We start from the raw sequence: 24,588 nt of genomic DNA, 5'->3' as shown, positions 1-24,588 counted from the left end.
GACGACAACCTCTGCCCCGGCATGACCCCTCATCCTGACGAGAATCCACCCCGTTGCAACAACCACTTGAGCCCAAGCTCCCGGGACACCGCAGATTCAAGGAACCCGAGTCGATCACCCCCCGGAGTCCGCCCGAAGACGGCGCCGACGGGTCAGGCGCCGACGGGTCAGGCGTCGACAGGTCAAGCGGTGGCGATCGCGATCCAGCGATCCAGGGTCGCGGCGGCCGCGCCGGAGTCGATCGATTCGGCCGCGCGGGCCAGACCGGCGCGCAGCGCCTCGGTCAGGTCGCCGTCCAGCGGGCCCTGGGTGGCCAGCGCCGCCGCCGCGTTGACCAGGACCGCGTCCCGGACCGGGCCCGTCTCACCGGCCAGCAGGCGACGGGCCACGCCGGCGTTGTACGCGGCGTCACCGCCGCGCAGGTCCGCCAGGGTGGACCGGGGTACCCCGAGGTCCGTCGCGTCCAGCACAGCCTCGCGTACGGTGCCGCCCTGGGCCGCCCAGACCCGGGTCGGCGCGGCGGTGCTGAACTCGTCCAGGCCGTCCTCGCCGCGCATCACGATCGCCGAGTCCCCACGGGCGGCGAACACGCTGGCCATCACCGGAGCCATCCGCAGGTCGAAGCAGCCGACCGCGCCGGCCCGGGGGCGGGCCGGGTTGGTCAGCGGGCCGAGGAAGTTGAAGAAGGTGGGCACGCCCACCTCGCGGCGGACCGGGCCGGCGTGGCGCATCCCGGGGTGGAACCGGGCCGCGAAGCAGAACCCGATGCCGGCCTCCTCGACACAGCGGGCGACCTGCTCCGGGCCGAGATCCAGGGGGATGCCGAGGAACTCCAGCAGGTCGGCGGTGCCGCACAGGGAGGAGGCGGCCCGGTTGCCGTGCTTGACGACACGGACGCCAGCACCGGCGACCACCAGCGCCGTCATCGTGGAGATGTTGACAGTGTGGGCGAGGTCACCGCCGGTGCCGACCACGTCGAGCGCGGTGCGGCGCAGCTCCTCGGGGAGCGTCACCGGGACGGCTCGGCCCAGCATCGCCTCCACCAGGCCGGCCAGCTCCGCGGGAGTCTCGCCCTTGGCCCGCAGCGCGACGGCGAAGGCGGCGATCTGCGCCGCGCTGGCCGAGCCGGTCATGATCTCGTCCATCGCCCAGGCGGTGTCGGCGGTGGAGAGTTCGTTGCCGCGCAGCAGCGCGTTGAGCAGGTGCGGCCAGGTCCGATCGCCCATGGCGGGCCTCCCGAGCATGCGAAGTGCGGGTGGGCTGGAACCGGCGCCGAGGAGTTCCGGCGCCGTGGGGGTGCCGGAGGAGCGTGGGACGTCAGGCGGGTGCGTGCGTCCGCAGCAGCTCGGCCACCGTGCCCCCGGTGGTCACCGGGTCGAGCGGGTGCACCAGCACCGCGTCGGCCTCGGCGTACGCGGCGAGCCATCGGTCGGCGGCGCGCGCGATCACCAGGCAGGTCGGGGGAGCGTCGTCCCGGTCGTCCTTGACCTGTCGGGCGATGCCGATGCCGCCGCCCGGGCTCGCCTCACCGTCGAGCAGCAGCAGGTCGATCTCGTAGTCGTCGACCAGCCGGATGGTCTCGGCGTAGGTCGACGCGTCGACGAACTCGATCTGCAGACCGGGCGCGGGTCGGGTGCCGACGGCCATCCGCATGCGGTCGCGGACCTGCGGGTCGTCGCTGTAGAGCAAGACGGTGCAAAGACGATCGCTCATGTCGGCACTCCCACCTCGTAGCTGCCCGGAGATCGTACCGGGCGGCGTGATGTAGCCGACATCCCGCCCGGCGGCACCCGTCGGGGCGTACGTCCGGGCAGCTCAGGCGGGCGCGGCGTCGGCGGCGCGGTCGCGGGCCTCGTCGCGGGCCTCCTGGCGGTCCAGTTCGCGGTCCACCCGGCGTGCCTCCCGCTCGGACTGCTTGACCCACTGCACCACCAGCACGGCGAGCATGGTCACACTGACGAACTCGCCACCGGCCCAGAGGATGCCTCCGGCGACCACCTGGTCCTGCCAGGGGTCGACCCAGCCCAGGTTGAGCGACGGGTACCAGTCGCCCCCGAAGAGCGTGCTGCTCTGCATGATGGTGAGGCCGAGCACGGTGTGGAACGGCACGGAGAGCAGCATCAGCAGGGCGCGCGCCGGGTACGGCCAGCGGCCGGGCAGCGGGTCGAGGCCGAGCAGCGGCCAGAAGAACACGCAGCCGGTCATGATGAAGTGCGCGTGCACCAGCTCGTGCGCCCAGGCGTGTTCCAGGGTGTAGCGGTACAGGTCACTGAAGTAGAGCACGAACGGGTTGACCACGAAGATGGCGAACGCCACCAGCGGGAAGCTGTAGACCCGGGCGACGCGGCTGTGCACGATCGCGAGCAGGCGCTTGCGCGGCCCGACCGGCAGGGTCCGCAGGGCCAGGGTCATCGGCGCGCCCAGCGCCAGGAAGATCGGCGCCACCATGGACAGCACCATGTGCTGGATCATGTGCACGGACAGCAGCGCGGTGTCGTACGCGTGCAGCCCGCTGACCGTGACGAGCGCGATGCCGCCCAGCCCGGGGCCGAGGAAGAACACGGTTCGGATGACGGGCCAGCGGTCGCCGCGCAGGCGCAGCCGGTACACCCCGTAGAGGTACAGGCCGGCGGCGAGCACCAGGCCGAGGGCCAGCCAGCTGTCCAGGCGGGTCTCGCTCAGCACCGCGCCGACGGTGAACGGCGGCGGGGCCGAGGTGGCGGCGAAGATCGGATCGACGTGCAGCACGCTTTTCAGGCTAGGCCAGGCGAACCGGACCCCGACGCTGGGGCCACGGAAGGCGCAGGTTTGCCACCCCGCTGATCGCCGGCCCCGGTCAGGGGCAATAATGACGGCGTGACTGCGGCCCCAGCCATTGACAAGAGCCGGATCCACTCTCTGACCCGACCGAACATGGTCAGCGTCGGGACGATCGTGTGGCTCTCCAGTGAACTCATGTTCTTCGCGGCGCTGTTCGCGATGTACTTCTCGATCCGCGCGGCTGCGCCGGAGCAGTGGGAGAAGCACACCGAGGCGCTGAACATCCCGTACGCGACCACCTTCACGGTGATCCTGGTGCTGTCCTCGGTGACGTGCCAGCTCGGCGTCTTCGCGGCGGAGAAGGGTGACGTGCACGCGCTGCGGCGCTGGTTCACCGTCACCTTCGTGATGGGCCTGATCTTCGTCCTCGGCCAGCTGAACGAGTACCGGCACCTGGTCGCCGACGGCATCAAGATCAACGAAGACGGGTACGGATCGGTGTTCTACCTGACCACCGGTTTCCACGGCCTGCACGTGACCGGTGGTCTGATCGCCTTCGTCATCTTCATGGTCCGTACGACCATGGGCCGGTTCACCCCGGCGCAGGCGACGTCGGCGATCGTCGTGTCGTACTACTGGCACTTCGTCGACGTCGTGTGGATCGGGCTGTACGCCATGATCTACTGGCTCCAGTGATCTTGCGCGTCACATTCCGCGCTGCTGCTCCGTCCCCTGAGACAGGTCCAACCGGTTAAGGACACCGCTCATGACTTCTGACAACGACCGCCGACGCGGTCTGCTCGCGCGGTTGCGTGAGCGGCCCGCCGCGCGCAGCAGGGGCCGCCGCCGGCTGGGCGCCGCGGTCCGGCTGATCGCCGCGCTGATGCTCGCCGGCGGCGCATACACCGTCTTCGCCCCGGGCGCCCAGGCGCAGGACAACCCGCAGCTGACCGGCGCCGCCGCCGAGGGCAAAGCGTTGTTCGACGTGAGCTGCGTGACCTGCCACGGCCGCAACGCCCAGGGCGTCGAGGGCCGCGGGCCGAGCCTGATCGGCGTCGGCGCGGCATCGGTCGAGTTCCAGGTCAGCTCCGGGCGGATGCCGATGGCCCGCCAGGAGGCCCAGGCGCACCGCAAGCCTCCGGTCTTCACCGACGAGCAGACCCGCCAGCTGGCCCAGTACATCCAGGAGCTGGGTGGCGGCCCGGTCGTTCCCGAGGGCGACGACCTCCGCGAGGACGGCAACATCGCGGCCGGCGGTGAGCTGTTCCGGATCAACTGCTCGCAGTGCCACGCGTTCGGTGGCGGCGGCGGTGCGCTCTCCTCGGGCAAGTTCGCCCCGAGCCTGCACCCCGCGACCGACCGTCAGATCTACGCGGCGATGCTGAGCGGCCCGCAGAACATGCCGGTGTTCGGCGACAACCAGCTCCGGCCGGAGCAGAAGGCCGACATCATCGCCTACATCCAGGAGACGCTGAAGCACGACCAGGACCCGGGTGGGTTCAACCTCGGACGGTACGGCCCGTCCACCGAGGGCCTGGCGATCTTCCTGGTTGGCATCGTGGCGCTCGTCTTCGCTAGCCTGTGGATTGCGGGTAAGTCGTGACCGAGCAGGCCATCCGATTCAGTGCTGTGGTGCCGCTCGGCGCCACCCGTAGCGAGGTGACGGCATGAGCCCCCACACCGAGCACCAGGCCTCGCAGGGCCCGGCGCCGCTCGACGTGAACGACCCCAAGCTGACCCGGTTCGACATCGTTCGTGAGGGTGCGCGCCGGGACGACATCGAGATCGTCCACTACGAGCCGCAGGTGCTGCCGGGCACCAAGGCGGAGCGTCGGCTGACCCGGGTGGTCGCCGGCTTCTTCCTGATCACCGGTCTGGCCGCGACCGCCTTCCTGGCCATCTACATCTGGTGGCCGTGGCAGTACGAGGCCGGCCGGGGCGGCGACAAGTTCTACACCCCGCTGCTCGGCTTCACCCTCGGCGTGGCGCTGCTCGCCGTCGGCTTCGGCATCCTGACCTGGGGCAAGAAGTTGCTGCCCAAGGAGGTCTCGATCCAGGACCGGCACGAGGGTCAGGTGGACTCCGAAGGCCGCACCATCACCGGCCAGACCATGCTCTACATGGCGGACGAGCTGGGCGTGAAGCGTCGCCCGCTGCTCGGCATCTCGCTGCTGGCCGGTCTCGCGCCGGTCGCCGCGGTCGCCGCGGCGCCGCTGGTCGGCGGTCTGATCTCGCAGCCGCACAAGAACAACCAGATGTTCACCACCGGGTTCGCCACGGCCGAGGGCGGCCAGCGGATCCGCCTGGTCCGCGAGGACGGCCGGCCGATCCGCCCGGCGGACATCAGCACCGGTGGTCAGCTGACCGTCTTCCCCGGCATCGACCACGGCGTGAGCAACAAGCACGCCGACTCGCCGACGCTGTTGATCCACCTCCGCGACTCGGACGCGCAGGAGTCGCGCCGGGCCAACGAGCGGATCGGCCACGGTGACTACATGTGGGGCAACTACGCGGCGTTCTCCAAGATCTGCACGCACGCGGGATGCCCGGCCAGCCTGTACGAGCAGCAGACCAACCGGCTGCTCTGCCCGTGCCACCAGTCCCAGTTCCTGATCACCGACAACGCCCGGCCCGTCTTCGGCCCCGCCAGCCGGCGGCTGCCGCAGCTGCCGATCGAGGTGGACTCCGAGGGCTTCTTCGTGGCGAAGTCCGACTACACCGAGACCGTCGGGCCTGATTTCTGGGAGCGGCCATGAAGCGTCGAAAGTTTGACCTTGCGGCGACGCCGGGCAAGGCAGCGGTGGGAGTGGACGACCGCTTCGCGGTGGCCACCCCGCTGCGCAAGCTGCTGAACAAGGTCTTCCCGGACCACTGGTCCTTCCTGCTCGGCGAGATCGCGCTGTTCTCGTTCGTCGTGCTGCTGCTGACCGGTGTGTTCCTCACCTTCTTCTTCGAGCCGGCGATGACCGAGGTGGTCTACGACGGCAGCTACGCGCCGTTGCAGGGCACCCCGATGTCCGCCGCGTACGCCTCCAGCCTGGACATCTCGTTCGATGTCCGGGGCGGTCTGGTGATGCGGCAGATGCACCACTGGGCGGCGCTGCTGTTCATGGCCGCGATCGTCGTGCACATGCTGCGGGTCTTCTTCACCGGTGCGTTCCGCAAGCCGCGTGAGACCAACTGGATCATCGGTTCGCTGCTGTTCTGGGTCGGCTTCCTCGCCGGCTTCACCGGCTACTCGCTGCCGGACGACGGCCTGTCCGGCACCGGCCTGCGGATCGCCTCGGCGATCATGCTGTCCATCCCGGTGATCGGTTCCTGGGTCACCTCGTCGATCTTCGGTGGCGAGTTCCCGGGCACGATCATCATCAGCCGGTTCTTCATCGCCCACGTGCTGCTCATCCCGGGTCTGCTGGTCGCGCTGATCAGCGTCCACCTGGGCCTGGTCTTCAAGCAGAAGCACACCCAGTGGCCCGGCCCCGGCCGGACCAACAACAACGTGGTCGGCGAGCGGATGTTCCCGCGGTACGCGTTGAAGCAGGGCGGCTTCTTCATGGTCGTCTTCGGCGTCATCGCGCTGATGGGCGGTCTGTTCCAGATCAACCCGATCTGGCTGTTCGGCCCGTACGAGGCGTGGGTGGTCTCGGCCGCCAGCCAGCCCGACTGGTACGTCATGTTCCTCGACGGCTCGACCCGACTCATGCCGGCCTGGGAGATCAACATCCCGATCGGCGACGGGTACGTCATCCCGCCGCTGTTCTGGCCGACGGTGGTGCTACCCGGCATCCTGGTGGGCCTGTCGACGATGTACCCGTTCCTGGAAGCCCGGCAACTCAAGGACCGCAAGAGCCACAACCTGCTCGAGCGTCCCCGGGACGCCCCGGCCCGGACCGCCGTCGGCGCCATGGCCGTCGCGTTCTACGTCGTGCTGACGCTCTCCGGCGCCAACGACGTGATCGCGGACAAGTTCCAGATCAGTTTGAACGCGATGACCTGGGCCGGCCGGATCGGCCTGCTGGTGGCCCCGCCGTTGGCGTACTACGTCACCTACCGGCTCTGCCTGGGTCTGCAGCAGCACGACCGGGAGGTGCTCGCGCACGGCGTGGAGACCGGCATCATCCGGCGCCTGCCGGACGGCCGGTTCGTCGAGGTGCACCAGCCGCTCAGCGCGGCCAACGGGCACGCGGACGGCCACGGCCAGCTCGACTACGTCGGCTGGGTCGTACCGAAGAAGATGAACCGGCTGGGGGCCCTCGGCCCGGCCATCCGGGGCTTCTTCTACCCGATCGAGAAGCCGGTCGAGGCGCCGGTCTCACCGGGGCACCCGCCGGTCGAGCCCCGGCCCGAGCGCGAGGAGGTCGGCAGCGGCGAGAGCCGCCACTGACCGCCCAGTCGCACCGTTACGTGGCGCCCGTCGGATTCCGGCGGGCGCCACGTCGTATCCGCACCCTCCCCGCCCATCCGACCAGGAGTCGGACGGGCACGGCAGGACCGGTCGACCCCGCGCGCCCGGGGGATCGCAGGAATAACCCCGGTGAGCCGGGTATCCGTGCGGTCCAACGTCTCAAGGGGGGGAAGCATGTTGGGTATCAAACGCCTCGGCCTGTTGGCCGCGCTGGTACTGGTCGGTGTCGCGCCGGCCGCGGCCGCGCAGGCCGCGGCACAGCCGTCGACGCAGGACACCCAGTACCTGCAGGCGGTACACCAGGTCAACCTGTTCGAGATCACCGCTGGTGACCTCGCCCAGCAGAAGGGCAAGGACCAGGGGGTCAAGGACCTGGGCGCGATGCTGAAGACCGACCACACCCAGCTGGACCAGACGGTGCAGCAGACCGCGTCGCAGCTCGGCGTGGAACTGCCGAACGAGCCCAGCGCCGACCAGCAGGCGGTCATCGACAAGCTGAACAACGCCAGCGGCGCGGAGTTCGACCGGCTCTGGGTGACGAGTGAGCTGGCCGGCCACGTCCAGGCCATCCAGGCCACCCAGACGGAGATCTCGCAGGGCTCCGAGCCGTCGGTGGTCCAGCTGGCGCAGACGGCGCTTCCGACGCTGCAGACGCACTACGACGAGTTGGTGGCGCTCGCCAACAAGTTGGGCATCCCGGTTCCGCAGACCAGCGCCAGCGGTACGCCCAGCCCGGGCGGCACCGGCACTGAGTCGCCGGCTCCGGGCGGCACCGTCACCGAGTCGCCGGCTCCGGGTGGCACCGTCACCGAGTCGCCGGCTCCGGGCGGTGGCTCCACCGAGGTACCGGCTCCCAGCGAGAGCTGACGTAGCCACAGCAGACGGCCGGTCCACCCAGCGGGGTGGGCCGGCCGCCCTGTGCGCTTGACGCGCCGCCGTGCGGCCGGCGTGGGCCCGGCAGCGGTGAGCGGGTCAGTCGGCGCCGGCCAGGCCGATCGCGAACGCCTCCTCCAGGTCGTGCTGGGAGTACGCCCGGAAGGCGATGTGCGACTCGGTGTTGAGCACACCCTCGACCTTGGAGATGCTGCCCGCGATGACCTGGGCGATCTGGTCGAACTCGCGGACTCGGACGATGGCGATGAGGTCGACGTGCCCGGCCACCGAGTAGACCTCGCTGACACCGGGAAGGTTGGCCAGGTTCTCCGCCACCTCGGGGATCGCGTCGGTGGCGCAGTCGATCAGCACGATCGCGGTGATCACGGGGCATTTCTCCGTTCGTCGGCGTCGTCGCCCATGCTAGATGTTCCGGCCCGGGACCGGAGGCGGGAGCCGGCGCGCTCAGCCCTGGGCGGCGCAGGGCACCGTCAGGTCGCTCCCGGCCCGGATCACGTTCTCCAGCCGCTCACCGGCGCGTACTGTCGCGCCCGGCCACACCACAGTGCGAAACACGTCGCCGTCCACCCGCGCGCCAGCGCCGACCACGGACTCCACGCAGCGGCCGGTCACCGTCGCGGACTCCGCGACGAGAGCGCCGCCGGCGGCGGCGTGCAGGTTGGCCGCCAGGTAGTCGGCCGGGGTGCCGGTGTCGAAGAAGGTGCCCGGATAGGGCACCACCGCCAGGGCGCCCGCCGCCTCGGCCGGCCGCCACACGGCCCGGACCAGGTCCGAGAAGACGACCGGCAGGTCCCGGACCAGACGCCAGGGCAGCAGCGAGAAGCCGGTGAAGCAGTGCCCGGCGAAGGTGCCCGGCGCCGCCGGGTCCGCGGCGGGCTGGCCGAGCAGGCGTACGGTGTGCCCGTCCCAGCCGTCGAGCAGTGCGGCCACGTCCGGGCCCGGGGGAGCGGTCGGGTCGGCGAGGTACGCGTCGGCGTTGCCGACCAGCACCGGCCGCCCGTCGATCCAGTCCCGTAGCCTGGCCACCCCGCCCGCGGTGCCCAGCGGGTCGCCCGGCTCCACCGACAGGTGGGCCCGGTCGCCGACGTGCTCCACGATCTGCTCGCCGAGGTAGCAGGCGTTCACAGCGACCCGGTCGGGACCGGTCAGGCCGAGGCCGGCCAACCGCACCAACGCCCGATCCAGCAGGGGCACGTTGCCCACCGGGCAGAGCGCCTTGGGCACCCGTTCGGTGAGGGGGCGCAGCCGGGTGCCCTCGCCGGCGGCGAGCACCACCGCGCACAGCTGCGCCGGCACACCGGCCGCGCCGGTCACGGGGTGTCGTCGGGCACCGGTGGCGGGAACTTCCCGGCCAGCGGCCCGATGTCGTAGTAGGCGAGCAGCCGGGCCGTCGGCCAGGTCAGCTTGGGCAGGTCGTCCAGGGGGTGCCAGGCGGCCTCGAAGACCTCCGCCCCGTCGACGGTCAGGTCGGTGCTGGACGCCGGCACGTCGGCCTCGAAGACCATGTCCACCCAGCCCTTGGCGTGCACGATCGCGTTCGGCACCGCCGGGCGCAGCCGGGACGGCGGAAGCCGGATGCCGGACTCCTCGAACAGTTCACGGGCCGCGCCGACCACCGGGGCCTCGCCCCGGTCGAGCAGGCCGGCGGGGAGGGACCACGCCTTGCCGGGCGGCTGGCGCAGCATGAGCAGCCGACCCGCGCCCGTCGCTTCGGAGTCACGGACCAGGGTCACCGCGCCGACGACGTACTTGGGCACCGCCAGCCGGACCAGACGCCGGCGCACCGGCAGCGGCAGCCGGTAGAAGGCCTGGTAGAAGAGGGCCCGACCGGTGGCGCGGGAGCGGGGGATCATGACTCCAGGCTAGTGGTCGCGAATGTCCTTCGGACGCGCTGGGGCTCGTCGGGTCACTGCCGATGGTCGACCAGGTCGATGAGCTGGCGGACCACGGTGTCCGGTTCGATCACCCGGTCGAAGACCGCTACCAGCAGGGTCTCCAGGTCGGGGTAGCCCAACTCCTCGGAGAGACGCAGCAGCGGCAGGTCACTGGCGAGGCCCCGGTTGTGCTGACGCAGGGCGAGCCCGATGGTGGCTCGGCCGAGGCGCACCTTGTCGCTGATCGTGATGCCCGGCTCGGTGTGCTCGGCGAACCATCTGTTGATCTGCATCTGCGCGTTGGGCGACTTGACGAAGCTCAGCCACTCCCGGCGGGGGCCCCGCGGCGCCACCCCGGCCTCGAAGCCGTTGTCGCCGTCGTTCTCGGTGAAGATCTCCACCACGTCGCCCTCGTCCAGCTCGGAGCTCAGGGGGGCGAGTCGACCGTTGATGCGGGCGGCGAGGCAGTGGTCGCCCCGCTCGCTGCCCAGCTCGTAGGCGAGGTCGACGGGCGTGGCGCCGGCCGGCAGCACGATCTGCCGCCCGTCGGCGAAAACCTGAATCTGCCCCTCGGCGAGGTCGCAGCGCAGCGACTCGTAGAACTGTGCCGGGTCGGCGGCGTCCGGTTCCCAGTCGAGCACCCGGCGCAGCCAGTCCAACTGCTCGGCGCGGGCCGCGGCGCCGCCGTTGCCCGAGCGCGGGAAACGGAAGTCGGCGGCGATGCCGTACTCGGCGGAGCGGTGCATCTCCTCGGTGCGGATCAGCACCTCCACCGTGCGGTCCTGCGGGCCGCAGACGCTCGTGTGCAGCGACCGGTAGAGGTTGTTCTTCGGTGACGCGATGAAGTCCTTGAAACGGCCGGGCACCGGTCGCCAGGTGCCGTGGATCGCGCCGAGCGCGGCGTAGCAGTCGGTGGCCGGGCCGTCGACCACCACCACGATGCGGGGCAGATCGTACGGGGCGGTGTGGCCGCCGGCGATGGTGTCCTTCCAGATCGAGTAGAGGTGCCGGGGGCGGGGGCTGACCTCGGCGTCGACCCGGCTGCGCCGCAACGCCACCCGGGCCCGGGCGACCACCGAGTCGAGGTATGAGTCCCAGCCTGGCCGGTCGTGCACGTGCCGGGCCAGCCGGGCGTGCTCCTCGGGCTCCAGGTGCAGCAGCACCACGTCGTCCAGCTCGCGCTTGAGGGTCTGGATGCCCAGCCGGTCACAGAGCGGGACCAGCACCTCCTGGGTCTTGCGGGCGATCCGTTCCCGCGACGACGCGGAGCGCACCCCGAGGGTGCGCATGTTGTGCAGCCGGTCGGCCAGCTTGATGATCAACACCCGGACGTCCTTGGCGGCCGCGACGATCATCTTGCGGATCGTCTCCGCCTCGGCGGCCTTGCCGTAGAACGCCTTGTCGAACTTGGTCACCCCGTCGACCAGGTGGGCCACCTCGCCGCCGAAATCCTCGGAGAGCGCCTGGAGGGTGTAGCGGGTGTCCTCCACGGTGTCGTGCAGCAGCGCGGCGACCAGGGTGGTGGTGTCCATTCCCAGCTCGGCGCAGATCTGCGCCACCGCGAGGGGGTGGGTGATGTAGGGCTCACCGCTCTTGCGGAACTGCCCGCGGTGCATGTTCTCCGCGATCGTGTAGGCGCGGCGCAGCACCGCGGGATCGGTGCCGGCGTGGATGCCCCGGTGGGTGCGGACCAGTTGGGTGACCGGGTCGGAATCGGTGGTGGGCCAGCTGAGCAGCGACCGCAGCCGGCGGGCGAGCGGCAGCTCACCCGGCTGTGTCGGCAGGGCGCCCCCCAGGGCGGCGCCGTGTCCGGCGTCGACGTCCACGAGGGACACCTCCTCACCCCGGCTCCGCGTCACCGGAAGCCGGCGGCGGGAGCAGGCCCACGAATCGGGCAGGACTGCACTTCTCTAACAGCCTAAGCGAGTCGACGTAGTCCGATCGGTCAGTTGGTCATGAGCGTTCGGTCGAGAGTTGGTGGGACGCGCCGCTCTCGGCCTTCGCCAGCAGGTCACGGAACCGGCCCGCACCACTGGCCGGAGAGGACCAACCGGAGGACATCTCGACGAGTCGGGTCTCCGGCCGCTCCAACCAGGACAGGATCCGCTCGGACTCCTCGGCGGTGGCGGCCGGCACCGGACCGTGCCCGCCCGACACCGTCTCGGCGGTGGCCCGGATCGTGGTCAGGGTGGGCCGTGGGTGCACGCCCGGCGGGGAGACCCCCGCGCCGGCCAGCCGGCCGTGGCGGACCAGCGCCAACTCCCAGCCGCCCCGGGCGGCCGGCCGGGCCGCGGCCAGCTCCACGATGCCGGTCAGCGCGGCCAGCCGCTGCATCCGCACGGTGGCCCGCAGCACGGCGGCCAGCCGGGAGCGCACCACGGCGGCCTCCTCGTAGCGCTGGTCACGGGAGAGCACGTCGATCCGGGCGAGCAGCGCGTCCACCACCGGCTGGGGGTCGCTGGCCGTCGCCGCGCGGAAGGGCGCGACGGCGCTGTCGTCGTACTCCTCGGGGGTTATCTTGTGCTCGCAGGGTGCCGGGCAGCGACCCAGCTCGGCCAGCGCGCAGGCCGGCGTGACGGTGCGCAGCGAGAGCCGGTGGGTGCACTGGCGTAGCGGCACCGCGTCGTGGAAACCGGCGGCGGCCAGCTCGGCGGCGCGCCGGGAGGTGAACGGCCCGAGGTACGCGGTGTCGGTGGGGGAGAGGTCACGCACGATCGACAGCCGAGGGTACGGACCGTCGGTCAGCTTGAGCCAGAGCATCCGTTCCGGGTATTTGGACCGGCGGTTGTACGGCGGGGCGTGGGCGGCGATCAACCGCAGCTCACGGACCTCCGCCTCCAACGAGTGGGCGCACTCCACCGCCTCGACCCGCTCGGCCGCGCCCAGCATCTCGGAGATCCGGGCGCGCTTCTCGCCGGCGGTGAAGTAGCTGCGCACCCGGGTGGCGATGTCGACGGAGGTGCCCACGTAGAGCGGTCGGTCGTCGGCGGCCCGGAAGATGTAGACCCCGGGGACCTTGGGCAGCCCCTCGGCCAGGTGCCGTTTGCGGCGCTGGGTCGGGGTGACCGCGCGGGCGAACTCGATGGCGTCGCCGACCGTGTCCACCCGGTGCCCGCCGAGCCGGCCGATCAACCCGTGCAGCACGTCGACGGTGGCCTTCGCGTCGTCCAGGGCCCGGTGTGTCGGTTGGGTGCTGGTGCGGAAGTAGGCGGCCAGGGTGCCGAGCTTGCGGTTGGGCACCTCGTCGCGGGTCAGCACCCGGCGGGCCAGCGCCGCCGTGTCCAGCACCCGGGGGTTGGGCCAGCGGTAGCCGTGCTTCGCGCAGGCGGCCTTGAGGAAGCCCACGTCGTACGGGGCGTTGTGGGCCACCAGCACCGCGTCGTCGATGAACTCCAGGAAGCTCGGCAGCACCTGCTCGATCGGGGGCGCCGGCACCAGCATGGCCTGGGTGATCCCGGTCAGCACCGTGATGAAGGGCGGAATCGGCTGCCCCGGGTTGACCAGTGTCGCCAACACCCCCAACTGCTCACCACCGCGCACCTTCACCGCGCCGATCTCGGTGATGCCGCCGCCGTCCGGCGCGCCGCCGGTGGTCTCCAGGTCGACCACCACGAAGGTCGTCGCGTAGAGCGGCAGGGCCGGGTCCACCCCGCCCACCGCCGGGTCGAGACCGGCAAGTGACTCCTGGACGTACTCCGCCTGTGCCATCGGCGGCACGCTAGCGCCCCGGTGCGACACTCCCGTCGCAGCCGTCCCATCCGTCACCATGGGGCTAGGATGAGAGATCGGCTCACTCACCGGGCGGTGGGCCCGGTCGCGGTGGGAGACTTGCCACATGCCCCTCACCGAGCCGTTCGACGACCACCTCCCGCAGGAGGATCCGGTCGCGCTCGACGGTGTGGGCAACCCGGACGACAACGTAGTCAACGGCCCATCTGGCGCACCGGAGTCGACGACGGACGACGGTCCCGCCGCCGAGCCCGAGCCGACCCTGCCCGAGCCGGTCCGGCAACGGATCGTGACGCTGACCGCGGCGGTGCTGCCCACCCTCCCCACCGACGAGGTGCCGGTGCCGTTGCGCCGGGTGGCCAAGTTCGCCCCCAACCGGCGCGCCCGGCTCGGCGCGCCGGTCATCGCCGCCCAGCTCACCGCCGACCCGCTGTTCCGGCAGCGGGTCACCGCGCGGGTCCTGGCCGACGCCGGTGACCTCGGCGCGGCAGTGGTCGAGGGCACCGCGCCGGCCGCCGCCGACCCGGTCGAGGTGGCCGCGTTGGCCTACCTGGCCCGGCCGCGGGGCTGGCGGGAACTGATCGACGCCAGCGGGGCGGCCGTGCGCGCCGAGGCGGACAGCGCCGTCGTCGCCGAGCTGGTCCGCGAGGCCGAGCAGCGGGCCACCCGAGCCGAGCACGATCGCGCCGTGGCCCGGGTCGAGGCCGACAAGCTCCGCGACGAACTGGCCCGGGTCCGCGAGGAGCTGGGCCAGCTCCGCGAGGAGTCCCGGCAACTGGCCCGCACCCTGCGGGAGACCCAGGCCCGCGAACGGAAGGCCACCGAGCTGCTGGCCACCGAACGCGGCCGGGCCGCCCGCGCCAGCGCCGACGTGGACGCCGAACTCCGCCGCGCCCGGGCCCGGCTGGCCGAGGCCGAGGCCGCCGCCGGGGTGGCGCGGGCCAGTGCCAAGGAGGCACGCTCGGTCGACGACGCCCGGCTCTGGCTGCTCCTGGAGACCATCGGCCAGGCCGCCGTCGGGTTGCGCCGGGAGCTGGCGCTCGACCCGGTCGACAAACTCCCCGCCGACTTCGTCGCCGACGCGTTCGCCGAGCAGCCGGGCAGCGCCCCGGCCGGCCCGGCCACCCGCGCCCGCGACACCGACGACCCGGCCCGGCTCGACCAACTGCTCGCCCTGCCCCGGGCGCACCTCGTGGTGGACGGTTACAACGTCACCAAGCGCGGCTTCGGTGAGATGTCCCTGGAGCAGCAGCGCAAACGCCTCATCACCGGGCTGGGCGGGATCGCCGCGCAGACCGGCGACGAGGTCACAGTGGTCTTCGACGGCGCCGAGCGGATGCACGGCCTGCCGCCCGCGCCGCGCGGCGTGCGGGTGCTCTTCTCCCGCAAGGGCGAGACCGCCGACGAGCTGATCCGGCGGCTGGTCCGCGCCGAGCCGGCGGGCCGGCCGGTGGTCGTGGTCTCGTCGGACCGCGAGGTCGCCGACGGGGTACGCCGGCACGGGGCGTACCCGTTGGGCGCGGACTCCCTGCTGCGGCGGCTCGCCCGGTCCTGACGTCCCCGCCACACGCTGGTTTCCATCCGTACATCCGGACTCCGGCGTCGTGATCGACACGAGTTCCATGATGTCGGGGTGTCCGACCGGTTGGGATGGCCCATGGTCCTTGAACCCGGTCGATCCTGCTCAATCGATTGTCGGGTGGTCCGCTGTCGTACCCGAGGGCTAACGTCGCCGCTGTCGTCGGCGGAGGGAGTCACCATGGCACGGGACGACGTCACGGTCTTCGTCGACCAGGATCTGCGCGGTGCCCGGTTCAACAGGTCGACGCTGGCCGGTGCGGTGATGCGCGGCGTCGACGTCGATGGGCTGGACATCGACGCGCCGTGGTTGGCCGACGGCACTTTCCTGATCAACGGCGTCGATGTCGTGCCGTTGGTCGAGGCCGAGCTGAACCGGCGCTTTCCCGGGCGCGACCTCCGGCGGGCCGAGAACCCGGACGACCTTCGGGCGGGGTGGGCCGCGCTCGAACGGGCCTGGGCGGCGGCTGTCGACCGGGCCGTGTCCATGCCCGAGGGTGCTGTCGACGTCTCGATCGACGGGGAGTGGTCGTTCGCGCAGACGCTGCGCCATCTCGCGTTCGCCGCCGACGCCTGGTTGGGAAAGGCAGTCCTGCGCCTGCCGCAGCCGTTCCACCCGCTGGGTCAGTGGCACGCCGAGTATGAGACCGACGGCTTCGACATGTCGGTCTTCGCTACCGAGCCGCCGACATTCGACGCGGTCCTCCAGATGCGGGCCGAGCGGCAGGCCATGGTGCGCGAGTTTCTGGCGACCGTCACGCCGGAGGTGCTCGCCGAGTCTCGGCCGAGCGCCTGGTGGCCCGAGCACGTCGTGTCCGTCCGGCACTGCCTGCACGTGATCTTTCAAGAGGAGTGGCAGCACCTCCGCTACGCACTGCGTGACCTCGACGCGCAGGGCTGAAACCTAACCCCGACGACCGGGCGGACGCTCGGGGTCAGCTGGTCGGTAGTCGTCGGGCCAGCTCACGACGCAGTGCGTCGGTGCCCGGCGTCATCCAGGCGAGCCGGACGACCAACTCATAGGGGCCGCGCCCGGGGGTCGACCACTGCCCGGCCCGCATGGGGGGCCGTGTCTGCTCCGGGTCGAGTGGCGTGACCACCAGCCGGGGGTCCATGCGGCCTCGGACCTGGGCGCTGGCCATGTTGACCCAGTCGATGCTGAGACTGGTTCCGTTCGGCCCGGTCAGGTGCAGCGTCTCCTCGGTCAGCCGCAGCGGCAGCCGAGGCTGACGGCGCAGCTGCCAGTTGGTGGTCAGCGCGACGATGGCGCCGATCATCCCGAACCGCAGCAGCACCTTCCACCACACCTCGTCGAACACCACTGTGTAGAAGGCGAGGAGGGCCGCGGCACCCAGCAGAACGAGGACCTTGGCGAGGCGATGTCGACGGGGGGAGTACCGGAAGTCCACGACGGACGAAGCATCGAGGTCGGCCACCGTCGCTCAGTGCCCGACTGACCGAGCGACCAAACGATGCCGCTCGCTCGACCGGCAGAGTTCCGTGATGTCGGGCGTTCCGAAAGGGTGGGATACCCCGATATCGCTGATGTGGAGTGGATCTAGCCCTGAAACGGGCGGTCGGACGGGGTTCCTGTCGTACCCGGTGTTTAGTGTCGATGTCACCGACGGTGCTCGGCCGGCGACGACGAGAGTCGCCCGGGTGCCGCGAGCCGATCAGGAGGCGTGATGCTCATCGACTGCGACGGGTGCGCGAAGCGGGCCGACGGCTGTTCCGGCTGCCCGCTGACCGCCCTGTTCGACGAGACGTCCCCGGCGGCCGGGTTGGTCGCCGCCGAGGTCGAGGCCATCGAGGTGCTCGCCCGAGCCGGCTTCGACGTGGAGGTGCTGGCTGCGCCCGCCCGCCCACCGGCCGCTCGCCGCCGCCCCACCCGCCGGGTCGCCTGAGCGCGACACCGCGCCCGGAAGCGGGCTTTTCGCGGGCCATAGGATGAGCGGTCACGGCGGGAGGAGCGGCGCGATGAGCGGGGTACAACGGGCGGTGACGCGGTGACCCCGCGCGGGTGGGCGCTGCTGGCCCTGGCCGGGCTGACCGTCGCGCTGGTCGTGCTGGCCGCGCTGCTCATCCCGTGGCACCGTCCACCGGCGCCCCGCGCCGACCAGCTCGCCGCGTTGGGTGACCTGCCGGCCGAGCAGGTGGCCAAGGGGCGGGAGTTCCGGGCCGCGCTGCGCCCCGGCGGCTACGCCGCGCTCGCCGTCGGGCTGCTGATCGCCCTCGCGCTCGGGTTGACCCCGCTGGGCAGTCGCCTGGTCGAGCTGGTGGGGCGGCCGTTCGGCGGGCACTGGGTCGCGCAGGCCGTGCTCGGCGGGCTGGCGGTGATGCTCGTCGCCGACCTCGTGACACTTCCGTTCGCCGCCTGGCGGCAGAGCGTTCTCACCCGCTACGGGTTGAGCACCAACGGCTGGAGCGGCTGGGCTGTCGACCTGCTCAAGTCGTACGCGGTCAGCGCGGTGATCGGCGCGGTGGCGTTGTTCGGCTTCTACGCTGTCATCCGGCTCGCGCCGCGCTGGTGGTGGGCGTTCGGCGCGGCCGGCGCCGCCGTGCTGGTGGTGCTGCTGTCGTTCGTGCTGCCGGTGCTGGTGGAGCCGGTGTTCAACCGGTTCACCCCGATGGAGCAGGGCCCGTTGCGCACCGAGCTGATGAGCATGGCCGCCCGCGACGGGGTGCCAGTGCGAGACGTGCTGGTCGCCGACGCCTCCCGCCGCACCCGGGCGGTCAACGCGTACGTCTCGGGTCTCGGGCCGACCCGCCGGGTGGTCGTGTACGACACGCTGCTGCGTGAGGCGACCCCGGCCGAGGTGACCGCCGTCGTGGCGCACGAGTTGGGGCACGCGAAGGATTCCGACGTGGCGGTCGGCACGCTGACCGGGGCGTTGGGTGCGGCGGCGGCGGTGGTGGCGCTCTACCTGCTCGGCTCGTGGGGTCCACTGCTGCGGCTGGCCGGCGTCGACTCGGTGGCCCAACCTGCCGCGTTTCCGCTGCTGGTCGCCCTGGTCACAGTGGCCGGGCTGGTCGCCGCCCCGGTGCAGGCGCTGATGTCCCGTCGGGTGGAGGCGCGGGCCGACGCACACGCGCTCGCGCTCACCAACGACCCGGAGTCCTTCGAGTCGATGCAGCGCCGGCTCGGCTCGGTCAACCTCGGCGATCCCGACCCGCCCCGCTGGGAATACCTCTACTCGGCCTCGCATCCGTCCACCGTGGAGCGGATGGCCGCCGCCCGCGCGTACGCCCGGGAGGCTGGCCGATGAGTCGCACCCTGCTGATCACCAACGACTTCCCGCCCCGCCCGGGTGGGATCCAGTCCTTTGTGCACAACCTCGCGGTCCGGCAACCGGCCGGCTCGGTGGTCGTCTACGCGTCGAGCTGGCGCGGAGCCGCGAAGTTCGACGCCGACCAGCCGTTCGAGGTGATCCGGGAACGCACCCGGGTCCTGCTGCCCACCCCGTTGGTCGCCCGCCGGGCGGCCCGGTTGGCGCGCGCGTACGACTGCGACACGGTGTGGTTCGGCGCGGCGGCCCCGCTGGGGCTGCTCGCGGCCGGCCTGCGGCGACGGGCCGGCATCCAGCGGGTGGTGGCGCAGACCCACGGCCACGAGGTCGGTTGGGCGGCGGTGCCGGCCGCCCGGCCGGCGCTGCGGCGTATCGGCCGGGGTGTGGACGTGACCACCTATCTCGGCGAGTACACCCGTAGCCGGTTGGCCCGGGTGCTGGACGGGGTGACCGACCTGCGTCGCCTCGCGCCCGGGGTCGACGTGGACATGTACCACCCGACCGTGGACGGTGAACAGGTTCGGGCGCGGCTCGGGTTGACCGACCGTCCGGTGGTCGTCTGCGTGTCCCGGCTGGTGCCGCGCAAGGGTCAGGACACGCTGATCCGGGCCCTACCGGAAATCCGCCGCCGGGTGCCCGACGCGGCGCTGCTGATCGTCGGTGGCGGGCCGTACCGGGCGACCCTGGAGAAGCTGGCCCGCCAGACCGGTGTGGAACGGGATGTGGTGTTCACCGGCACGGTGCCGTCGGTCGAGCTGCCGGCGCACTACGCGGCCGGTGACGTCTACGCGATGCCGTGCCGCACCCGCAACCGTGGCCTCGACGTCGAAGGGCTGGGCATCGTCTACCTGGAGGCGTCCGCCACCGGCCTGCCGGTGGTCGCCGGTGACTCCGGAGGCGCACCGGACGCGGTCCGTGAGGGGGAGACCGGCTACGTCGTACGCGGCCGGGACGTCGGCCAGCTCGCCGACCGGGTCGCCGCGTTGCTCGCCGACCGGGACCTGGCTCGCCAACTGGGCGCGGCGGGCCGGGCCTGGGTGGAACGGGAGTGGCGCTGGGAGGCGCAGGCGGACCGCATGGCGGCGTTGCTCGCCGGCTGACCGCTGCCCGCGTTCAGCGCTCCCGGGCGGGCGCGTAGCGCGGCACGTACTCCTGGCCGGTGAGTTGCTGGATCGCCGCCATCACCTCGTCGGTGACCGTCCGGATGTCGCGTGGGCTGTTGATCCGTCCGGCGACCGGGATCGGTGGGCCGAACCGCAGGGTGACCGGGTGTCGGCGGGGCAGCCGGGCGTCGACGGGCAGCACCTCGGCGGTGCCGGTCACGCCGACCGGGATGATCGGTACCTCGGCGTCACGGGCCAGTCGGGTCATTCCGACGCGGCCCCGGTAGAGCCGCCCGTCCGGTGAGCGGGTGCCCTCCGGGTAGACGGCTACCAGGCCGCCGGCGCGCAGCACCGGGACGGCGGCGTCCAGGGCGCGCAGGGCGGCTCGGCCGTCGGTGCGGTCGACCGGGATGGCGCCCATGCCGGCGACGATCCGCCGGTTGAGCCAGCCGCCCGGCCCCCGGCCGTTGAAGTACTCGACCTTCGCCCAGAAGGTGACGTGGCGGGGTGTCGAGGTGACGAGGAACAACTCGTCGGCGACGGACAGGTGGTTGCCGGCGAGGATCGCGCCGCCGTGCCGGGGCAGATGCTCCAGCCCTTCCACCCGGGGCCGCCAGCCCAGCCGCAGCGTGGTGCCGACGGTCAGCTTGGTGAGGTCGTACAGCAGGGGCACGAGTTCTCCGGGTTCGGCTAGGTGGGGGGCGGGCCGAGATGGGCGTCGAGCGCGGCGCGCAGCAGGGCGTCGTCGTCGGTGGCGCCGGTGGCCAGCGGCAGGCTGCCCCAGGCCCAGAGCTGGGCGATGCCGTGCAGGTTGGCCCAGAGTGCGCCGGCGAGCACCGCCGCAGGGGCGTCGGTGGGCCGGCGCACCTGCGCCACCAGGTCGGCCAGCACGGCGAACAGCGGCAGGCTCGTCTCACGCAGCCGCAGCCGGCCGCTGTCCAGCAGGTCGTGCCGGAACATCAGCTCGAACATGCCGCGGTGGGCCGCCGCGAAGTCCAGGTACGTCCGGGCCAGGGCGGTCAATCGGGTACGCGGATCCGGCCCGACGTCGCGCATCGTCTGCTCGACCCGGGCGGTGAGGTCGGCGAAGCCCTCCCGGGCGATGGCGGAGAGCAGGTCGACGTGGGTGGGGAAATAGCGGCGCGGTGCGCCGTGCGAGACCCCGGCACGGCGGGCGATCTCCCGCAGCGACACCGCCGACTGGCCCTCGCTGAGCACCAGGTCCACCCCGACGGCTACCAGCCGCGCGCGCAGCCCGGTCTCGTCGGCGTCCATAGACACTGTCTACCATGCCGCGTAGACAGTGTCTACCTCGCCGGTGGGTCGGCTCAAGCAGGCGTGTCTCGGTGACCTGCCGATGCCTTTCCGGGATCAGCGTGATGTCGGTGAGTCATCGAGATGACTCACCGACATCAGCCTCAACGGAGTCCGGCCCCGCGCTGTCCGCTCGACCCCACGGCCGCTCCACTGCGGGTGTCGTGACGTCGGGGTGAGCCGCGGTTGGGGGAGTGGGCGGGAACGGTTGGGGCGTGGGCGGGCCCGAAGGTCAGCGGATGCGGGCCAGGATGCGATCGGCGGGGGCCGGGCGGCCGAAGTGCCAGCCCTGGGCGGCGTCGCAGCCGATCGCGCGCAACCGCTCGGCCTGCCCGGCGGTCTCCACCCCTTCGGCGGTGACGGTCAGGTCCAGCGCGTGCGCCAGCGAGACCAGCGAGGCGAGGATCCGCTCGTCGGTGCGGCCGACGGAGGACGACCGTAGGCCGGCCACGAACTCGCCGGCCACTTTCAGTTCGGTGACCGGCAGGTCCCGCAGGTACGCCAGGTTGCTGTAGCCGGTGCCGAAGTCGTCGATGGCGATGCGTACCCCGAGGTCGGCAAGGACCCGCAGGGCGCGTACCGGCTCCTTGGCGGTGCTCATCATGGTGCTTTCGGTGATTTCCAGCTGGAGCCGTTCCGGGGGCAGGCCGGTCTGCCGCAGGAGGGTGCGGACCTCCTGCACCAACCCCGGCCGGTGCACCTGCCGTACTGCCAGGTTGACGCTGACGAACGGCGCGGCGGCACCCCCGGCCGACCACGCCTCGGCCTCGCGGCACGCCTCGGCCAGCACCCACCCGCCCAACTGGACGATCAGGCCGGTCTCCTCGGCCAACCCGATGAAGCTGTCCGGGCGCAGCACCCCCAGCTCGGGGTGTCGCCAGCGGACCAGCGCCTCCACGCCGACGAGGCTGCCATCGCGCAGTGAGGTCAACGGTTGGTAGTCGAGGTAGAACTCGCCCCGCTCCAGGGCCGCCGGGATGGCCGCGGAGAGCGCGTACCGGGCCAGTTCCCGTTGGTTGCGCTCGGCGTCGTAGAGGGCCCAGCGCGCCCCACCGGCGGACTTCGCCCAGTGCAGGGTGCTGTCGGCGGCGCGCATGAGGTCCGTGGGGTTGGCTCCGGCAACCTGGCGCTCGACGATGCCGATGCTCGCCGAGATCTGCAGCTCGTGCCCGTCTACCAGCGCCGGTGTGCGCACCGCGGCGAGCGCGGCCTCGGCCACCGCGACCATGTCGTCGGTGCCGGCGGTGCGCTCCACCAGGATCACGAACTCGTCGCCGCCGAGCCGGGCCACCAGGTGCTCACCGATGGCCTTGCTCAGCCGCTCCGCCACCGTGGCCAGCAGCAGGTCACCGATCTGGTGCCCCAGGGTGTCGTTGACGACCTTGAAACGGTCCAGGTCCAGGAAGCACACCCCGACCCGCTGCGCGCCCCGGCCCGGCTCGTTGATCGCGGCGGCGAGCCGTTCGGTGAACAGCGTCCGGTTGGGCAGGCCGGTGAGCGGGTCGTGGGTGGCCTGATGGCGGAAACGGGCCTCGCTGGCCCGCAGCGCACGCTCGGCCTGGGTGCGGGCCCGCATCGCGGCGCGGCGGATCGACTCCTGCTCGTCGAGCGTCCGGTCGCGCAGCGCGCGGGCGTAGCCGGTCGCCACGGCCGCCAGCAGCCGGGCCATCCGGTCCTCGACGTCCTCGGCCACCAACCCCAGGTCGCGCACCAGGCGGAGCTGGATGACCTCGACGGTACGGCCCAGCCCTTCGGCGGACGCGATGTGCGCGGCCACCAACTCGGCACCGACCCGGTGCCCGGCCCGCAGGTCGAACGGCTCGGTCAGCAACGCGCCGGCCAGTTCCCCGGTGAGCCGGTCCAGCAGGGACTCCAACTGGGCCTGGGTCATCGGGAGGTAGCTGGTGCCGGAGACCGCCTTCGCCCAGGCCCGGGCGAACGTGCCCGGACCGGGCGTCGTCCCCGGCGACTCAGCCACCGAGGCGCCCGACGCCGCCCATGAAGACCGCGCGCTCGGCGTCCTCCGCGCTCTCCGGGGTGTCCGGTCGCCACTGGGGCACCCAGACCACGCCGGGGTCGAGCAGCTCGAAACCGTCGAAGAGCGCGGTCAGCTCGGCGCGGCTGCGCACCCACAGCGGGCTGTCGGTGCGCCGGTAGACCCGTTCCGCCTCGGCGCGTTCGTCCTCGCTGCGCCCGTCGTCGCTGGCCTGCGACAACACCAGGTAGCTGCCGGGCGCCAACGCGTCGCGCAGCGTCCGCAGCAGGTCGGCCGGTCGGTCGTCGTCGGAGACGAAGTGCAGGACGGCCACGACCATCACGGCCACCGGTTGGCTCAGGTCGAGCAGCTTGCGGACGTCCGGGTGGGCCAGGATCGCCTCCGGGTGGCGCAGGTCCTCCTGCACCACGGCGGCCCGCTCGTTGCCGGCGAGGATCTCACGGCTGTGCGCCACCGCCACCGGGTCGACGTCCACATAGACCACTCGCGACCGCGGGTCGAGTTGCTGGGCGATCTCGTGCACGTTGCCGACGGTCGGGATGCCCGAGCCGATGTCCAGGAACTGCCGGATCCCGGCCTCGGCGAGATGGTGCACGGCCCGGCGCAGGAACGCCCGGTTGGCCTGGGCCATCAGCGGCGCCTCCGGCACCGCGGCGACCATCGCCTGCGCTGCGGCCCGGTCAGCGGCGAAGTTGTGCGAGCCACCGAGGTAGTAGTCGTACATCCGCGCGACGCTCGGGCGCTCGATGTCGATGGTGTCGGGTGCCCAGTCCGGCCGCTGCATGCGTTTCACCCCTCGAATCCGCGACGCGGGCGTCGTCGCCCGCGCGGGTATTGTGCACCCGCCACGCACGCCAGACCATAGCGCGCCGGAGGTTGCCCGCCGACGTCGGTCGATGCGCGACGGCCCGCGCCGGCTGAGAAGCTGGCGCGGACCGTCGGTCGCGACGTCCCGCTCGACGAGCGGGCGGCAGGTCAGAACTTGGGCGCGTCCGGTGCCTCGAGCAGACCGAGCCGGAGTGCGGTCATGAGGGCCTGAGCGCGGTTGGCCGCGCCGAGCTTCTCGTAGAGCTTCGAGATGTGCGTCTTCGCCGTGGACTCGCTGACGAACAGCTGCTTGGCGATGCCCGCCACGCTCATCCCGTCGGCGAGCAGCCGCAGCACCTGTCCCTCCCGGGGAGACAACTGCGGGCCGGACGGTGCGAGCCGCCGCTTCATCGCCTCGGCCAGGTCGGCCGCGGTGAACGCGCTGGGGGAGGAGGCGGCGTGCCGGGCGGCGGCCACCACCTCGTCGGCCGGGGCGGTCTTCGGCACGAAGGCGCTCGCGCCGGCCTCCAGGGCGCCGAAGAGCTGATCGTCGCCGGCGTACATGGTCAGCACCACGATGCCCATCGACGCGCTGGACTTGCGCAGCGCGCGGGTGGCCTCCAGGCCACTGCCGTCGGGCAGCCGCAGATCCATGATCACCACGTCCGGCTGCAACGCGCCGGCCTGACGTACTCCTTCTGCCGCCGTGGCCGCCTCACCGACGACCTCGAACTGGCGGTCGCGCTCGAAGGCGTGCCGCAAACCCTTGCGAATCAGGTCATGATCGTCGACAAGGAGGACCTTGGTACGGGTGGCCGGTATCGGACTTGTGGTCATCCTC

Annotated in this window: 24 protein-coding genes; 10 read left to right on the top strand and 14 right to left on the bottom strand. The window is 72.0% G+C overall.

Annotated elements, in window-relative coordinates; translation table 11 throughout:
- Window positions 1–182 precede the first annotated feature (182 nt).
- The 3 genes from trpD to ACX27O_RS29810 form a co-directional block, all read right to left on the bottom strand.
- Window positions 183–1,226 (bottom strand): anthranilate phosphoribosyltransferase, encoded by a 1,044-nt coding sequence (trpD, locus tag ACX27O_RS29820; protein WP_030337746.1) that lies wholly within the window; start codon window positions 1,224–1,226, stop codon window positions 183–185.
- A 91-nt stretch (window positions 1,227–1,317) separates the two neighbouring features.
- A complete protein-coding gene (locus ACX27O_RS29815; protein WP_030337745.1) occupies window positions 1,318–1,713 on the bottom strand; it encodes a response regulator in 396 nt (131 codons plus the stop codon).
- Window positions 1,714–1,815: 102 nt separating this feature from the next.
- A complete protein-coding gene (locus ACX27O_RS29810) occupies window positions 1,816–2,748 on the bottom strand; it encodes a cytochrome c oxidase assembly protein (protein WP_374224340.1) in 933 nt (310 codons plus the stop codon).
- A 108-nt stretch (window positions 2,749–2,856) separates the two neighbouring features.
- On the opposite strand from ACX27O_RS29810, the gene ctaE reads away from it, so the two are divergent.
- The 5 genes from ctaE (at window position 2,857) to ACX27O_RS29785 (ending at window position 8,032) form a co-directional block, all read left to right on the top strand.
- Window positions 2,857–3,456: an aa3-type cytochrome oxidase subunit III gene (gene ctaE, locus ACX27O_RS29805; protein ID WP_030337743.1), complete on the top strand. Its 600-nt coding sequence runs from the start codon at window positions 2,857–2,859 to the stop codon at window positions 3,454–3,456.
- Between the two features lie 70 nt (window positions 3,457–3,526).
- On the top strand, window positions 3,527–4,363 hold the full coding sequence (gene qcrC, locus ACX27O_RS29800; protein ID WP_030337742.1) for a cytochrome bc1 complex diheme cytochrome c subunit: 837 nt from the start codon (window positions 3,527–3,529) through the stop codon (window positions 4,361–4,363).
- A gap of 64 nt (window positions 4,364–4,427) precedes the next feature.
- Window positions 4,428–5,516: a cytochrome bc1 complex Rieske iron-sulfur subunit gene (gene qcrA / locus ACX27O_RS29795; RefSeq protein ID WP_030337741.1), complete on the top strand. Its 1,089-nt coding sequence runs from the start codon at window positions 4,428–4,430 to the stop codon at window positions 5,514–5,516.
- The gene (qcrB, locus tag ACX27O_RS29790) at window positions 5,513–7,144 is read left to right on the top strand and encodes a cytochrome bc1 complex cytochrome b subunit (protein ID WP_030337740.1); all 1,632 of its coding nucleotides are present in this window, start codon (window positions 5,513–5,515) and stop codon (window positions 7,142–7,144) included. Before qcrA ends, qcrB begins: the two co-directional genes overlap by 4 nt.
- 195 nt (window positions 7,145–7,339) lie before the next feature.
- Complete coding sequence (locus ACX27O_RS29785) at window positions 7,340–8,032, top strand: DUF4142 domain-containing protein (RefSeq protein WP_030337739.1); 693 nt, start codon at window positions 7,340–7,342, stop codon at window positions 8,030–8,032.
- A gap of 105 nt (window positions 8,033–8,137) precedes the next feature.
- On the opposite strand, the gene ACX27O_RS29780 is transcribed toward ACX27O_RS29785, so the two are convergent.
- The 5 genes from ACX27O_RS29780 to ACX27O_RS29760 all read right to left on the bottom strand — a co-directional run bounded on the left by ACX27O_RS29780 (window position 8,138) and on the right by ACX27O_RS29760 (window position 13,641).
- The gene (locus ACX27O_RS29780; protein WP_030337738.1) at window positions 8,138–8,425 is read right to left on the bottom strand and encodes an Lrp/AsnC family transcriptional regulator; all 288 of its coding nucleotides are present in this window, start codon (window positions 8,423–8,425) and stop codon (window positions 8,138–8,140) included.
- A gap of 78 nt (window positions 8,426–8,503) precedes the next feature.
- Window positions 8,504–9,373 carry a nucleotidyltransferase family protein gene (locus ACX27O_RS29775; RefSeq protein ID WP_358129087.1) on the bottom strand — a complete coding sequence of 290 codons (870 nt, stop codon included), beginning with the start codon at window positions 9,371–9,373 and terminating at the stop codon, window positions 8,504–8,506.
- Window positions 9,370–9,912 (bottom strand): NUDIX hydrolase, encoded by a 543-nt coding sequence (locus tag ACX27O_RS29770; RefSeq protein ID WP_030337736.1) that lies wholly within the window; start codon window positions 9,910–9,912, stop codon window positions 9,370–9,372. Before ACX27O_RS29770 ends, ACX27O_RS29775 begins: the two co-directional genes overlap by 4 nt.
- 53 nt (window positions 9,913–9,965) lie before the next feature.
- Window positions 9,966–11,759: a RelA/SpoT family protein gene (locus ACX27O_RS29765; protein WP_030337735.1), complete on the bottom strand. Its 1,794-nt coding sequence runs from the start codon at window positions 11,757–11,759 to the stop codon at window positions 9,966–9,968.
- A 127-nt stretch (window positions 11,760–11,886) separates the two neighbouring features.
- Complete coding sequence (locus ACX27O_RS29760; RefSeq protein ID WP_458940441.1) at window positions 11,887–13,641, bottom strand: DEDD exonuclease domain-containing protein; 1,755 nt, start codon at window positions 13,639–13,641, stop codon at window positions 11,887–11,889.
- 127 nt (window positions 13,642–13,768) lie between these two features.
- On the opposite strand from ACX27O_RS29760, the gene ACX27O_RS29755 reads away from it, so the two are divergent.
- Both ACX27O_RS29755 and ACX27O_RS29750 read left to right on the top strand, forming a co-directional pair.
- Entirely contained in the window at window positions 13,769–15,217 is a 1,449-nt protein-coding gene (locus ACX27O_RS29755) for an NYN domain-containing protein (protein ID WP_458940440.1), read from the top strand.
- A gap of 204 nt (window positions 15,218–15,421) precedes the next feature.
- A complete protein-coding gene (locus ACX27O_RS29750; RefSeq protein ID WP_458940439.1) occupies window positions 15,422–16,141 on the top strand; it encodes a DinB family protein in 720 nt (239 codons plus the stop codon).
- A 34-nt stretch (window positions 16,142–16,175) separates the two neighbouring features.
- Here the strand turns inward: ACX27O_RS29750 and ACX27O_RS29745 are convergent, their stop codons facing one another.
- Entirely contained in the window at window positions 16,176–16,676 is a 501-nt protein-coding gene (locus ACX27O_RS29745) for a hypothetical protein (protein ID WP_210866823.1), read from the bottom strand.
- Window positions 16,677–16,925: 249 nt separating this feature from the next.
- On the opposite strand from ACX27O_RS29745, the gene ACX27O_RS29740 reads away from it, so the two are divergent.
- From ACX27O_RS29740 to ACX27O_RS29730, 3 genes are all read left to right on the top strand, one after another.
- On the top strand, window positions 16,926–17,144 hold the full coding sequence (locus ACX27O_RS29740) for a hypothetical protein (RefSeq protein ID WP_210862257.1): 219 nt from the start codon (window positions 16,926–16,928) through the stop codon (window positions 17,142–17,144).
- Between the two features lie 102 nt (window positions 17,145–17,246).
- Window positions 17,247–18,506 (top strand): M48 family metallopeptidase, encoded by a 1,260-nt coding sequence (locus ACX27O_RS29735; RefSeq protein ID WP_030337729.1) that lies wholly within the window; start codon window positions 17,247–17,249, stop codon window positions 18,504–18,506.
- Window positions 18,503–19,627 carry a glycosyltransferase family 4 protein gene (locus ACX27O_RS29730; RefSeq protein ID WP_030337728.1) on the top strand — a complete coding sequence of 375 codons (1,125 nt, stop codon included), beginning with the start codon at window positions 18,503–18,505 and terminating at the stop codon, window positions 19,625–19,627. The genes ACX27O_RS29735 and ACX27O_RS29730 overlap by 4 nt, the downstream gene beginning before the upstream one ends.
- A 13-nt stretch (window positions 19,628–19,640) precedes the next feature.
- Here the strand turns inward: ACX27O_RS29730 and ACX27O_RS29725 are convergent, their stop codons facing one another.
- The 5 genes from ACX27O_RS29725 to ACX27O_RS29705 all read right to left on the bottom strand — a co-directional run bounded on the left by ACX27O_RS29725 (window position 19,641) and on the right by ACX27O_RS29705 (window position 24,584).
- A complete protein-coding gene (locus ACX27O_RS29725) occupies window positions 19,641–20,303 on the bottom strand; it encodes a lysophospholipid acyltransferase family protein (RefSeq protein ID WP_030337727.1) in 663 nt (220 codons plus the stop codon).
- A gap of 17 nt (window positions 20,304–20,320) precedes the next feature.
- Window positions 20,321–20,905 carry a TetR/AcrR family transcriptional regulator gene (locus ACX27O_RS29720; protein ID WP_030337726.1) on the bottom strand — a complete coding sequence of 195 codons (585 nt, stop codon included), beginning with the start codon at window positions 20,903–20,905 and terminating at the stop codon, window positions 20,321–20,323.
- A gap of 271 nt (window positions 20,906–21,176) precedes the next feature.
- The gene (locus ACX27O_RS29715) at window positions 21,177–22,835 is read right to left on the bottom strand and encodes a putative bifunctional diguanylate cyclase/phosphodiesterase (RefSeq protein ID WP_245233773.1); all 1,659 of its coding nucleotides are present in this window, start codon (window positions 22,833–22,835) and stop codon (window positions 21,177–21,179) included.
- Between the two features lie 79 nt (window positions 22,836–22,914).
- Entirely contained in the window at window positions 22,915–23,724 is an 810-nt protein-coding gene (locus ACX27O_RS29710) for an SAM-dependent methyltransferase (RefSeq protein WP_210860716.1), read from the bottom strand.
- A gap of 191 nt (window positions 23,725–23,915) precedes the next feature.
- Window positions 23,916–24,584, bottom strand: a complete 669-nt coding sequence (locus tag ACX27O_RS29705) for a response regulator transcription factor (protein ID WP_030337723.1) — start codon at window positions 24,582–24,584, stop codon at window positions 23,916–23,918.
- Between the last annotated feature and the right edge of the window lie 4 nt (window positions 24,585–24,588).

This window comes from Micromonospora sp. SD19, from assembly GCF_054462275.1.
This window is presented reverse-complemented; position numbering and strand designations above follow the sequence as displayed.

Excerpts from the sequence above, each read along its gene's own strand:
- trpD (WP_030337746.1), bottom strand. The coding sequence starts at position 1,226 with ATGGGCGATCGGACCTGGCCGCACCTGCTCAACGCGCTGCTGCGCGGC.
- ACX27O_RS29815 (WP_030337745.1), bottom strand. The coding sequence starts at position 1,713 with ATGAGCGATCGTCTTTGCACCGTCTTGCTCTACAGCGACGACCCGCAG.
- qcrC (WP_030337742.1), top strand. The coding sequence starts at position 3,527 with ATGACTTCTGACAACGACCGCCGACGCGGTCTGCTCGCGCGGTTGCGT.
- qcrA (WP_030337741.1), top strand. The coding sequence starts at position 4,428 with ATGAGCCCCCACACCGAGCACCAGGCCTCGCAGGGCCCGGCGCCGCTC.
- qcrB (WP_030337740.1), top strand. The coding sequence starts at position 5,513 with ATGAAGCGTCGAAAGTTTGACCTTGCGGCGACGCCGGGCAAGGCAGCG.
- ACX27O_RS29785 (WP_030337739.1), top strand. The coding sequence starts at position 7,340 with ATGTTGGGTATCAAACGCCTCGGCCTGTTGGCCGCGCTGGTACTGGTC.
- ACX27O_RS29770 (WP_030337736.1), bottom strand. The coding sequence starts at position 9,912 with ATGATCCCCCGCTCCCGCGCCACCGGTCGGGCCCTCTTCTACCAGGCC.
- ACX27O_RS29760 (WP_458940441.1), bottom strand. The coding sequence starts at position 13,641 with ATGGCACAGGCGGAGTACGTCCAGGAGTCACTTGCCGGTCTCGACCCG.
- ACX27O_RS29755 (WP_458940440.1), top strand. The coding sequence starts at position 13,769 with ATGCCCCTCACCGAGCCGTTCGACGACCACCTCCCGCAGGAGGATCCG.
- ACX27O_RS29750 (WP_458940439.1), top strand. The coding sequence starts at position 15,422 with ATGGCACGGGACGACGTCACGGTCTTCGTCGACCAGGATCTGCGCGGT.
- ACX27O_RS29740 (WP_210862257.1), top strand. The coding sequence starts at position 16,926 with ATGCTCATCGACTGCGACGGGTGCGCGAAGCGGGCCGACGGCTGTTCC.
- ACX27O_RS29730 (WP_030337728.1), top strand. The coding sequence starts at position 18,503 with ATGAGTCGCACCCTGCTGATCACCAACGACTTCCCGCCCCGCCCGGGT.
- ACX27O_RS29720 (WP_030337726.1), bottom strand. The coding sequence starts at position 20,905 with ATGGACGCCGACGAGACCGGGCTGCGCGCGCGGCTGGTAGCCGTCGGG.
- ACX27O_RS29715 (WP_245233773.1), bottom strand. The coding sequence starts at position 22,835 with ATGACCCAGGCCCAGTTGGAGTCCCTGCTGGACCGGCTCACCGGGGAA.
- ACX27O_RS29710 (WP_210860716.1), bottom strand. The coding sequence starts at position 23,724 with ATGCAGCGGCCGGACTGGGCACCCGACACCATCGACATCGAGCGCCCG.
- ACX27O_RS29705 (WP_030337723.1), bottom strand. The coding sequence starts at position 24,584 with ATGACCACAAGTCCGATACCGGCCACCCGTACCAAGGTCCTCCTTGTC.